Origin of the sequence: Delftia sp. SD018 (assembly GCF_017355445.1) — a bacterium.
GTDB classification, from domain to species: domain Bacteria; phylum Pseudomonadota; class Gammaproteobacteria; order Burkholderiales; family Burkholderiaceae_C; genus Comamonas; species Comamonas acidovorans.
On record NZ_JADDRN010000038.1, the window covers coordinates 1 to 12,199 of the forward strand.

The 12,199-nt window shown below is 64.8% G+C and carries 7 protein-coding genes and 1 riboswitch; of the genes, 2 read left to right on the top strand and 5 right to left on the bottom strand.

From position 1 onward, the window contains the following. Positions 1-5,802 (bottom strand): invasin domain 3-containing protein (locus INR38_RS25890; RefSeq protein WP_207444342.1); only part of this gene is annotated, 5,802 nt, incomplete at its 3' end. 645 nt (positions 5,803-6,447) lie between these two features. Then, positions 6,448-6,558, top strand: a riboswitch (glycine riboswitch). Between the two features lie 92 nt (positions 6,559-6,650). On the opposite strand from INR38_RS25890, the gene INR38_RS25895 reads away from it, so the two are divergent. Next, positions 6,651-7,982 carry a D-amino acid dehydrogenase gene (locus INR38_RS25895; RefSeq protein ID WP_207444343.1) on the top strand — a complete coding sequence of 444 codons (1,332 nt, stop codon included), beginning with the start codon at positions 6,651-6,653 and terminating at the stop codon, positions 7,980-7,982. Positions 7,983-8,032: 50 nt separating this feature from the next. On the opposite strand, the gene INR38_RS25900 is transcribed toward INR38_RS25895, so the two are convergent. The 4 genes from INR38_RS25900 to INR38_RS25915 form a co-directional block, all read right to left on the bottom strand. After that, positions 8,033-9,268 carry an FIST N-terminal domain-containing protein gene (locus INR38_RS25900; protein WP_034397936.1) on the bottom strand — a complete coding sequence of 412 codons (1,236 nt, stop codon included), beginning with the start codon at positions 9,266-9,268 and terminating at the stop codon, positions 8,033-8,035. A gap of 76 nt (positions 9,269-9,344) precedes the next feature. Further along, positions 9,345-10,301 carry a PhaM family polyhydroxyalkanoate granule multifunctional regulatory protein gene (locus tag INR38_RS25905; RefSeq protein ID WP_207444344.1) on the bottom strand — a complete coding sequence of 319 codons (957 nt, stop codon included), beginning with the start codon at positions 10,299-10,301 and terminating at the stop codon, positions 9,345-9,347. 142 nt (positions 10,302-10,443) lie between these two features. After that, entirely contained in the window at positions 10,444-10,956 is a 513-nt protein-coding gene (locus INR38_RS25910; protein WP_013800288.1) for a copper chaperone PCu(A)C, read from the bottom strand. A 96-nt stretch (positions 10,957-11,052) separates the two neighbouring features. Continuing rightward, positions 11,053-11,412, bottom strand: a complete 360-nt coding sequence (locus INR38_RS25915; protein ID WP_207444345.1) for a hypothetical protein — start codon at positions 11,410-11,412, stop codon at positions 11,053-11,055. Between the two features lie 119 nt (positions 11,413-11,531). Here INR38_RS25915 and INR38_RS25920 point away from each other — a divergent pair, with 119 nt between their 5' ends. Next, entirely contained in the window at positions 11,532-12,194 is a 663-nt protein-coding gene (locus tag INR38_RS25920) for a glutathione S-transferase (protein ID WP_012202455.1), read from the top strand. Positions 12,195-12,199: the final 5 nt, after the last annotated feature.

The window sequence follows — 12,199 nt, forward strand, 5'->3', positions numbered from 1 at the left end:
ACCCGGGTTGGCCTTGGTAACCGTCAGCGCAGGCGTGCCTGGCGTGACCGGAGTCACCGGTGTGGAAGCGCAGTCTGTCGTACAACCAGCCGTCGGATTGACCGGGCTGATGCCACCGGACGGATCGTAGGAGGCCGTGTTCGTGCTCGAACCCACCGCCGTCGGAACAGCTGGCAGGTTGAAGCTGGTGCTGCCACCGGCCGCCACTGCCGCAGTGAAGTTCACCGTGCACGTCAGCACGGAACTGCCGTTACCCGCAAACGGGAAGGTATTGGGCGTGCAGGTCGCACTGGCCACGTTTGCGCCGCTCGGCACGCCCGTGATGCTGATACCCGCAGGCACCAGGTCCTTGATGGTCACGCTGGTGGCAGGGCCGAAGGCACCGGCCGCATTCGCTACCGTGAAGGCGTAGTTGAACGCAGTCCCCACAGCCAAGCTACCGGGGTTGGCCTTGGTGACCGTCAACGCAGGCGTACCCGGCGTGACTGGAGTCACCGGTGTGGAAGCGCAGTCTGTCGTGCAACCGGCCGTCGGATTGACCGGGCTGATGCCGCCCGACGGATCGTAGGAAGCCGTGTTCGTGCTCGACCCCACAGCCGTCGGAACAGCCGGCAGATTGAAGCTGCTGTTGCTGCCAGCTGCCACCGGTGTGGTGAAGCTCACCGTGCAAGACAGGATCGCCGTGCCATTGCCCACGAAGGGGAAGGTGTTGGGTGTGCAGGTCGCACTGGCCACGTTCGCACCGGTCGGCACGCCCGTGATGCTGATGCCCGCAGGCACCAGGTCCTTGATGGTCACGCTGTTGGCAGGACCGAAGGCACTGGCGGCATTGGACACGGAGAACGCATAGTTGAAGGGCGTACCCACAGCCAAGCTGCCAGGGTTGGCCTTGGTGACACTGAGGTTCACCACGCTCACAAAATGAATTTGTGCGGCGCTTGGCGAATACGCGTTTGCTCCCACGGTGAACGTGCCACCCAGGGTTCCTGCGGGAATGCTGGTGGCGATGCTGTAGGTACCACTTGCTGTACTGGTGGCAGTGATTGAGCAGATGCCCAGAGTTGCGCCACTTGTTCCAGTGGTGCAAGTGGCTGACGCACCTGCCGCGCCACCGTTCAGCTTCACGCCGGCAGCACCGGCAAAGGTGACGACCTCGCCGCCCTTGGGATTGCCACCGGCATCGCGCACATACGCTTCCACCACATCGGTTGCCGTGCCATTTGCCGCCGCGTTGTCGCTCACGACACGCAGGCCCGAGTTGCTTGCCGAGGCATTGCCGGCGACAAAGGCCATCGATTGCGGGCTGTTGCCGATGGCAGCTGCACCCACCGTGGCGGCAGCCGAGTAAGTCGATGCGGTTACGCTGGTGAACGACACCGAGCAGGTCGCCGCCGCACCCGCAGTCGTGCAGCTGGCTGTGGCAGGCGCCGCTCCGGCAGGCGTCACGCTGAAGTTCACGACAACGCCGGTGACTGGATTGCCGAACGCATCCTTGGTGACCACGGAAACGACGTCCTGGCCGCCGCCGGCTGCCTGGTTGTTCACATCGACCGACATGGTCGAATTGGCGGGATCGACGGCACCTGCCGTAAAGACATAGGCAGCCGTCGCACCGTACGTATTGCCACCGGAGCTGACGCCGCTGCCGCTCAATGCGCCGCTCGCGATGCTTGCGCCGGAAGTGTAGGAACCCGCGACGGTTGTCTTGGCGGTGACCTGGCAGGTACCGGCCGCATTGGTGGTGCAGGTACCGCTGAAGGTGATGTTTGCGGTGGGAGAGAACGTGACAACGCTTCCGGCCACCGGATTGCCGTTGACATCTCCCACAAACGCTTCAAGCACATCTGTCGCCGAGCCATTGGCCGTGACCGGACTGGTGACGGTACGCACCCCCGACCTGGCGGGGTCGGCGGCATTGGCCGTGAAGTTGATCACGGCCGGACTGCCGTTTGCCACGCTCTGGGTGGTGGTGCCGTTGTTGTCCGTGGCTGTGAAGCTCGCCGCACCCGCCACGGTGGATGTCACCGTGATGGAGCAGCGCGCTGGATTCGCATTGGCCGCAATCGTGCAGGAAGTTGCCGACGGCGTGCCGGCGCCGGTATGGACAAAGCCGATGGTGTGGGCGACCGTATCGACAGTTGCATTGCCATTGGCGTCCTGCAGTGCGACGGTCACCGTGCCGGTGCTCGTACCGTCGGCCATCACCGAGAGCGGCGTGGCACTGAGCAGATTGCCACTGGCTGTATTGCTGGGCGGCCCGGCAATGAAGTTGACCGATACCGGACTGCCATTGCTCACGGCCGTTCCGTTGTCCGTTGCCGTGAAACTTGCGGTGCCGACCGTGGCCGATTTCACCGTCACGGAGCAGGTGGCCGGATTGGCGTTGGCCGCGATCGTGCACGTGGGTGCGGCTGGCGTGGTCGTGCCCACGCCCGTTTTGGTGAAGACAATCGTGTGTGCCACCGTATCCGTGGCGGGATTGCCATTGGCATCGCGCAGGGCCACGCTGATCGAGCTCGTGGCAGTGTTGTCTGCGACAACGCTGAGCGGACTGGCACTGATCAGGTTTCCATTCGCGCCATTGCTGGGCGAGCCGGCCGTGTAGTTCACCACAGCCGTAGCCGTGGCGGCCGAGCCATTGATGGTGAAACCAAAGGTGCCACTGCCGACTGCGGTAGGTGCCGTGATGGTTGCCGTGTACACCCCTGCGCTGCACGACCCCGCGCCGACCGCAGGCGAGCCCTGTGTTCCGCTGTTCAGCGTGAAGGCCACCGTATTGGCACAGGTTGCAATCGAATTGCCTGACGCATCCTTGAGCTGCGCCGTCAATGTGCTGGTTGCGGTGCCATTGGCAATGATCGAGGTCGGACTCGCAACGATGGTCGAGGCGCTGGTACTTGGCGGACCCGCCGTGTAGCTCACTGAAGCCGTAGCAACTGCGGCAGAGCCGTTGATGGTGAATCCGAAGATCCCGCTGCCGACCGCCGTGGGCGATGTGACGGTGCCCGTATAGATGCCGGCAGTACATGAGGCCGCGCCCACACTCGGCGTTCCCTGCGTTCCGCCGTTCAGGGTGAATGCCACCGTGTTCGTGCAGGTGTTGATCGGATTGCTGCTGGCATCGACCAGTTGCACGCGCAGCACGCTGGTGGAGCTGCCGTTGGCCACGATCGATGTCGGTGTGGCGACTATCGTCGATGCACTCGTGCTCGGCGTTGCGGCCACATAGGAGACCGTTGCGGTGGCAACAGCCGCAGACCCGTTGATGGTGAACCCGAAGGTTCCGCTGCCGACCAGCACCGGCGATGTCACCGTCCCCGTATACATGCCGGCACTGCAGCCCGTGACGCTGACGGCAGGAACGCCTTGCGTCCCCGCATTGAGGGTGAAGGCCACCGTATCGGTACAGGTGGTGACAAGGTTGCCTAAAGCATCCTTCAACTGCACGGCCAAGGTGCTGGTGGAGACGCCGTTGGCCGCAATCGATGGCGGACTCGCGGCGATTTCAGACCCACTCGTGCTGGCCGGCAGCCCGGTGAAGCTGTAAGCAACCGGCGAAGGCTGATAGGTCACTGCGCCAGATACCGGACTTCCACCCAATGGAAGATTGGAGAACGTGGCACCTGCGACTGACGACGACAAGGTCACGGGTGTCGTGAATGTTCCGGCGACACTGCTGCTGGCATTGATGGGAGACGCGCACTTTCCGCTGGAGTTGGTCGTGCAGCTGACTGCGGCGGAACTGCCATTGAACGTGACACCTGCAGGCGGCGCTGCGAAGGTAACGGTGTCACTGCCCCCCGTCCAGGCATTGCCTTGGCCGTCAACAATGTAGACCTCCAGCAAGTCGCTGCTGCCGACAGGTTGATTGTTGGTCGTCGCCAGAACGCCGGATTTCAGGGCACAGGGAAAACCGGTGACGCTTGCCGCCGTTGAAAGCTGCGAGGTCTGGGCTCCACCGGAATTGCTGTCCGTCACTGTGACTCGCACCTGGCCGCTGAGATACGAAGGAACGGTCAGCGTTCCCGAGGCTCCGGCCATGGTTTCGGAGCCCAGATAGACCTGCGCATCGTTGACGCCCGCGCCGGTCGGCGACCAAAAGGCTTCCACCGTATACGGTGCCGGCTCGCTCGCATTGGCATTTGCCGTGATATTGAATGTCCAGGTGCAGGCGGCGGTGTCACTGGCGCCAACGCCAAGGGTGGGGGTCCATCCGGTTTGTCCATTGCCCGTCGTCAGCAAACTGATGCCTGAGTTTGCAGCCACAGGCACGGAAAACAGCGTGTTCTGAGAAATCTTGAAGAAATCACGCGTAGTGATACGAATGGCACTTCTCGACTGGCTTGTCATCTTGTTGTTGCCAATCAATCCTGGTGCCGTACCCGTACCACCGATATTCACCCCGTCCCCGCCGCCAGTGAAGTTGTTATCGGTCGCCGTCACTACCTGCGTCGTGCCTGAGGCTGCCGTATTCACCGTTGGTGCCGACACATGCGTTGGCGATGACCCGGTATAGGCGGCGATAGGCAGCGAGAAGGTATTACCCGTCACGGCCAGACCAATTCCATTGGCCAGGCTGATCGTTCCATCAACCGACACCACGGCCCTGGGCGCATTTCCACCAGTCGGGCTCAGTGCGATATTCGAATTTTTGATCGTCAATCCGTTGACGGTCATGTTCGACATGACCTGGAAAAACTGCTCGAGCTGCATTCCCCCGATAGGGTTGGGCAGATTCGTTACCGTGAAATTATCGACAACGATGTTGGAAACCGTGCCTGCACCGTTGCTTGCGGCAACGGAAATGGCCGAGCCCTTGTTATTGCCGTAATTTCCATTCCATATCGCGGAGTTGATTGTGCTATTGGCAAAGAATACGTTTTGTGCGCCTTGATGAATCTCCGCGTACAGCTCGCAGTTGAACGGCGTCCCCTCTCCCGCAGGGGTTGGCGCCACATTCACCAGACCGACGCGATCAATGATGACATTGTTTGCTGAGGAGCCAACGACGAATACCGCTTCGCCACAGGTCATGTTGGGCGAATTGGTGAGAGTGATATTCTTCCCACCAAGATAAAAGGTTTCCCAGGCGGAGTCCGCCCAGTTCTGGACTTGTATGACTCCCCCGAAATCGATGGTCAATGAGCCCGTGCCGGCTGGCACGGTGCCTTTGAGCCAGTACCAGGCACCACCGGCACCAGTGGTGGTGCCCGTATCGCCGCCGCTGATCATCTGGGTTTGACCACAGGCATTGGTGGCTCCCGTCACGGCGCCGGACTGGGCTCCGCTGACGAATGTATTGGCACAGCGCACGTAAACCGTCTGATTGTCGACATACGGATGGAGGTTTCCGGCCGCATCCTTGGATGTCCCACTCTGTATGGTTCGTACCGACGTAGACAGTGTCGGCGCAAAGACGATGGAAACATCGGCACTCGGATCCAGCGTTTGCAGCGTGTAGTTGGCTGCCTGAATGGCAGCTCGCAGCGTACATGCGCCAGCAAAGGTGCCTCCCAGCGTGCTGACACAGGTGGTTGGTGTCGTTGCATTGGCATTGGGAGCGTCGCTGTTGTCAGTGACCGTGAAAACGACGGTCGCCGCCAGTGCCGTGGATGAGATACCCGCGCATGAAAGCAGCAGCAAAGAGAAAAGGCACTTCGCTGCACGCCACTTGCGAAAAAATGCCGAACCAGGCAGGCGATTGAGAGCATGCATGATATTCCCCGTTTTCTCAAGGAGATATGACAGGAAAATGATTTTCCCAATGGCAATAGCCATCAGTTGTACCCAGCGCATTTGCATCGCCGTACCTCGAATAGTTCTATTTGAATCACGAGCTCACAACTCACCTTGCAGCCGGTGAGGTTGGAAGCAAAATGTTTCGCGCAGATCCTGCGCGTCAATCAAAAAGGTGGATTTCCATCAACGTTTGCGAGCTGCTCCGCTGCCCATTGAGCCGGACACACCTTCAGTCGGGTTTGCGACGCAAATCATTCCTCCCTCCACAAACCATATTCACCGTGCTTGTATTTTTTCAGTGCCGGGCCAGTTTCCATGGACCTGCACCTGTGCAACGGTAAGTCGCCTATCAGACATATACACAACTCATGGTTAACCCATGCAGGTCCAATCGACCAGAACATGCACTGACAAACCACTGCACACATCGATAGGCTAAATCATGTTTTTTTCTATTTCAATAGTTTTTTTACATGAAATCGAAGGCTCGTGCCAGCGCTACGAGGGAGGCGCTTGAGCGATCTAGGGAATACCCTGAATCAGCCACACCACATACAGGTAGTAACTGGTGGTATCCCCAGTACGACTGGAACCGGCTGCGCAAGCCACATAGAATCGCCCCTGCAGGAGAGCAGGCGGGCACCACGGTGCCGAGCCTCACCGAAGGCGCAAACTCCCATACACGCTCAGGTTCCGTACTGCAAACACAACATGCCGTCTGGAGAGCCGCCGCACGCAATATGCGGCGCACCGAAGGAGCAAGCCCCGTTCCCATGGACGGCGGTGAATCTCTCAGGTACCAAGGACAGGGGGAGCGGCAGCTGCGTCACGACGGACGCCGGCTGCTTGCTATTGAATCCATAGCTACCAGCTTCCGCGTGACCGGCACATGCCTTTGAAAGGGCATTGTCATGCGCGTTATCGTTCTCGGAGCCGGCCTGATCGGCACCGCCTCGGCCTACTATCTGCAATCTCTCGGTCATGAAGTGACCGTCATCGACCGCCAGGCTGCGCCCGGCGCCGAAACCAGCTTTGCCAACGGCGGGCAGATCTCGGTCAGCCATGCCGAGCCCTGGGCCAACCCCGGCGCACCGCTGAAGTTGCTGGGCTGGCTGGGCCGTCAGGATGCCCCCCTGCTGTTCCGCCTGCGCGCCGACATGCGCCAGTGGCTCTGGGGCCTGTCCTTCCTGCGCAACTGCACGCCCGCGCGCACGCGCCACAACATCCAGCAGATCGTTCGCCTGGGCACCTACAGCCGCGAGGCCCTGCAGCAGCTGCGGTCGGACACCGGCATCCAGTACGAGCAGCGCATGCAGGGCATCCTGCACTTCTACACGAACGCCCGCGAGTTCGAGGGCGCGCTCAAGCCCACCGAGCAGATGCAGGCCCTGGGCTGCGACCGCCGCCTGATCGACGCCGACGAAGCCGTGCGCCTGGAGCCGGCCCTGGCCCATGTGCGCGGGCAGATAGCGGGCGCCACCTATACGGCCGAGGATGAATCGGGCGACGCCAACCTGTTCACGCGCGAGCTGGCACGCATTGCCACCACCACGGGCGTGCAGTTCCGCCACGGCCACCACGTCATGGCGCTGCGCACCACGGGCGCAGGCGCCAGCCGCCATATCGACCATGTGGAGGTGACCAATGCCGATGGCCGCTACGAACGCATCCAGGGCGACGCCTATGTGCTGGCCATGGGCTCGTTCAGCCCGCTGCTGGCCCAGCCGCTGGGGTTGCGCCTGCCCATCTACCCGGCCAAGGGCTACTCCGTGACCCTGCCGGTGCTGGACCCCGCCAAGGCCTACCAGGTCAGCCTCACGGACGATGAGTTCAAGCTGGTGTTCTCGCGCTACACCGGCGCGCAGGGCGACCGCCTGCGCATTGCCGGCACGGCCGAGTTCAACGGCTACGACCGCAACCTGGACCCCGTGCGCTGCGAGGCCATCGTGCGGCGCGTGCAGCAGCTGTTCCCTGGCGCCGGCGATACCGGGCGCGCCCAGTTCTGGAGCGGCCTGCGCCCCGCCACACCCAGCAATGTGCCGCTGATCGGACGCTCACCCATCGCCAACCTGTTCCTGAACACCGGCCACGGCACGCTGGGCTGGACCCATGCCTGCGGCTCCGGCATGGCGCTGGCCGACCTGGTCAGCGGCAGGCAGCCGGCCGTGGATTTCGATTTTCTGGGAGCTGCAGTCATGGACCCGGATCGCAGCGCAGGCACGGTGCGCCCGCGCGCGGTCTGAGGTGCGGACGGTGTGTACCGTGTGTACGGCGTGTACGGCGTGTACGACGCCTAAGCAGTGAACACCGTCAACACCCCGGCGAAGCGGTGCAGGCGGGCGTCCATGATCTCGGCTTCGGCGACGAAGCCGATCAATGGCACATCGCCCAGTGCGTGGCGCAGGGTGCGCAGCTCGGCATCGGGGCCGCCGAACAGGCCGCCGCCGCGGCCCCGGCAACTGATGTAGATGGCGCCACGGATGCGGGGCTGTGCCTCGCCTTCGGGCGCCGCCTCCTCAGGCTCCGCCGCATCGCGCAGCGCAGCGCCCAGTTGCAGCAGTTCCTGGCGCGCGACCTGGGCCTGGCGGCGGCAGAAGATCACCGAATGCCCGGCCTCCACGGCCGATGACAGGGCCACGCCCTGGCGCAGCGGGTCCAGCCCGACCAGGGTCAGCACCTGGGCCTCTTCGGTGAGCACGCCGTGGGCCATGCCCCGGCCCGGCGGCGCAATGGCCGCCAGCGTGCTGCGCACCGTGGTCAGCGCGGGCTGCCAGTCGCTGCCTTCCAGCTCCACGCCCAGCAGTTGCAGCAGGCGCTGCAAGGCCGGATCGCCATTGAGCCCGGTGACCAGGGCGCCGCGCGCCTCGGTGATCTCCAGGCCCTCGCCCAGCGGCACGCAGCCCTGGGCCATGCCCGTGATGCAGGGCACGCCCGCACCGAAGGCCACGCCCGAGAAGCCTCCGCTGAAAATGCCGCGCGCATCCGCATGCTGCGCATGCAGGTCCTCGGTGCGGCAGGCGATCTGCACGCCCTCCACGCCATCGTCCCCGTCATCGCCCACGCCGCCGAACAGCAGGCCGGACTCGGTGCGCTCGGACAGCTCGTACAGCAACTCGGCCAGCTCGGGCTGGCCGCCTCCGGCATGGACCAGGGCCGAATGGGCCGTGAACCCGGCCTCGCCGCCCGGCGCATGCAAGGGCGCCAGGCCCGAATACAGGCGGTAGTGCGCGGCCGGCACATCGAGCAGCATCACCGCGAGCGCGGAGCCGGACAGGTATTCATGGGACATGGCCAGCACGCCACCGGCCGAGCAGCCAGCCCAGTCCGCCACATGGGGCAAGGCCCTGGCCAGATGCTGCAGCAGCGGCCTTGCATGGGCGGCATGCGCGTGGGACAGGTACACCAGGCCCAGTCGGGGCCGCTGCGCGTGGCCCGGATCGGCCATCTGCGAGCGCAGTTGCAGCAGCACCGCATCGGCCGCGGCGCGCCAGTCGGAATGGCTGGCATGGCCTACAGGAAACAACGACATTCCAACCTTCTTTCTAGCCCTGCCAGCGCCCGGCTTGCGGAGGGCTCTAGACCATCCATGGGTGCCGCCGTCCCGCTCAGCGCGGTGGCCGGCTCTTGGCCGGCGCCTTGCCTGCGGCCGGTGCCTTGGCTGTTGTCTTTGCGGTGGTCTTTGCCGCCGTCTTCCTGGCCGCCGCCTTGGCTGGCGCTTTGGCCGGAGCTTTCGGTGGGGCTTTCGCAGCCGCCTTGGCAGCTCCGGCCGGGGCCTTGGCCGCCGGTGCAGCCGCCTTGCCTGCCTGCGCGGCGAAGGCGCCAGCCTGGGCCGTCATGCGGTCCATGGCGGCCTTGGCGATGTCGCCGGCCATGCCGGTGGCGCGCTGTGCGGCAGCCACGGCCTCGGGGGCCATGGGCTCGGCCATGGCCTTGGCGGCGATCTGCTGGAATTGCTGGGTCAGTGCGCCCCACCATTGCATGGCCTGGCCCATGGCGGCGGCCTGGGCAGTCTCGTCCTTGGGCGCAGAAGCCTCAGGGCCTGAGGCCTTGCTGCCGGCATCCGTGGATGCAGCGGCCGCAGCAGCTGCAGGCGGCTCGGCAGGGGGCTGCGCGGGCGCGGCCTGCGGCTTTTCCTGCTTGCCGGCCTTGCCGGCGGAGGACATGGGCCAGTCCGAGTGGTCGGACTGCCCCGCGCTGGCGGCGCCCTTGCCCGCAGTGGCTGCAGCAGCGGTGGCGGCTGCAGCGGCGGGGAACTGGAAGGCCTGCGCCAGTTCACCCATGCTGACGTTCATGCCCTGCAGGGTGGACAGCGTCATGCGCTGCACTTCCAGAGCCTGGATGGTGGCGGCCAGCGCCTTGCCATTTTGGTCCAGCCAGAACTGCACGGCCTTGAGTTCGGTGATGCGCTTGTCCACCTCCTCGATGCTCACCGTGGGCGCCACCCATTCGGGCAGGCGCCCCAGGGGCCGGGCCGTGGCCGATCCCGCGCTCTGGGCCAGGCCCTGCAGGAAGTCGAAACCGGGGATGAACTTGCCGAAACCGAAGGAGGACGCGTCACTCATGGCAGCACTCGCTAGGACTGGGTTGGAAGAGCATGCCGGCGAAGGATGCCGGCCATGCCCCCAGCTTAACCCAGGCACACGCCAAGTCCACGGCAAGTCATGCGCATGCGGCTGCGCACAAACCCGGTGCAATGGCGCTGGCTCAGTGCGAATGGCCGGCGTGGCCGCCGCCGTGGCCCGCTGCCGGGGCAGCCGCCGCGCCGGGCGCCATAGCGCGCACGGGGACCTGCAGGCTCAGGCGCGAGGTTTCGCCCTTGGCATCCTTGAACACCAGGGTGATGGGCACCTGGCTGTCCTTGAGCAGCGGGCTCTTGAGCTGCTGCAGCATGACGTGGTAGCCGCCGGGCTTCAGGTCCACGGCCACGCCCTTGGGCAGGTCCAGGCCGTCGATGGCGCGCATGCGCATCACATCGCCTTCCATCTTCATTTCATGCACCTCGGCCACGCCGGCGGCGGGCGACTCCACGCCCACCAGGCGCAGCGGCTCCTCGGCCGTCAGGCGCATGAAGGCGCCCGTGGCCTGCTGGCCCGGCACGCTGGCACGCGCCCAGGCGGCGTCGGCCTTGACGTGGGCCGCATCGGCATGGGCATGGGCCAGGCCCATGGACAAGGAGGCGGCGATCAGGAAAGGGGTGGTCCATTGACGCAGTGTCATCACGGTTTCTCCAGAAAATTCAATACGTTGCAGCACGGTCTGTGTGCATTGCAAAAACAAAAGCCAAGCGAAAGAGGCAGGGATTGAAATGGGGAGTCACCGGGGCGGGGCGCGGGCCTGCGGCAAGGCCGGCATGGCCACGCTGTGGACGGAGGCCGGGTGCGCCCGTGGCTGCGCTTCTGCCATCAGCGGTGCCGGGGCCGCACTGCACCGGGCGGGCGGCGGCGCCAGCGGGGGCAGGCACAGCGGGCAGTCGATGCCGTGGCTTCCGGCAAGGGCATTGTCCTGACCGGCCGGCGATGGCACCCAGACCGATTCGCCAGCGGCCGAGCACAGGCGCTCCCAGCCCGAGGCACGCGCCAGCGGCGCAAACGCCGATGCCAGCGCCACGCACAGCCACAGCCCCAGCACCCAGCGGGCGCAGGCAGCCAAGGTGGAGGGCAGGCGAAGCGGCATGGCGCCATTCTAGGGGTCTGCCCCAGTCGTCATCTCCGGGACCGCGCCATGCCCTGCCCGCCCCTACCATCACAGGCGCGCACCCTCGCCTTCACCACAAACAACCCAAGGAGACACCCATGCTCACCCTGTGCGGATTCGCGGCCAGCAACTACTACAACAAGGTCAAGCTGGCCCTGCTGGAAAAGCAGCTGCCCTTCAACGAGGAACTGGACTGGCTGGGCGAGACCGATATGGCACTGTCGCCGCTGGGCAAGGTGCCGTACCTGCGCATCGACGACGGCCGTGGCCTGTGCGAGTCGGCCGCCATGGTCGAGTACGTGGAGACGCTGTCGCCCTCGCCGGCCCTGCTGCCGGCCGACGCCTTCGAGGCCGCCAAGGTGCGCGAGCTGTGCGTGTACCTGGACCTGCACCTGGAGCTGGTGGCGCGCATCCTCTACCCGCAGGCCTTCTTCGGCGGCCAGGTCAGCGACTCCACCCGGGAGCGCACGCTGGCCCAGCTCGACAAGAACGTGGCGGCCTTCGCCAAACTCGCGCGTTTCTCACCCTTTGTGGCGGGCGACAGCTTCACGCTGGCCGACTGCTGCGCCATCGTCCACCTGCCCCTGGTCAGCGCGGCCAGCAAGATCGTTGGCGGGCGCGACGTGCTGGCCGACCTGCCCGTGCGCGAGTACCTGGCGCGCATGGCCGAGCGGCCCACGGTGCAGCAGGTCAATGCCGACCGCAAGACCAATACGGCGCTGATGATGTCCCGCTACGCCAGCGACAAGACTCCGGCCTGAGCCGC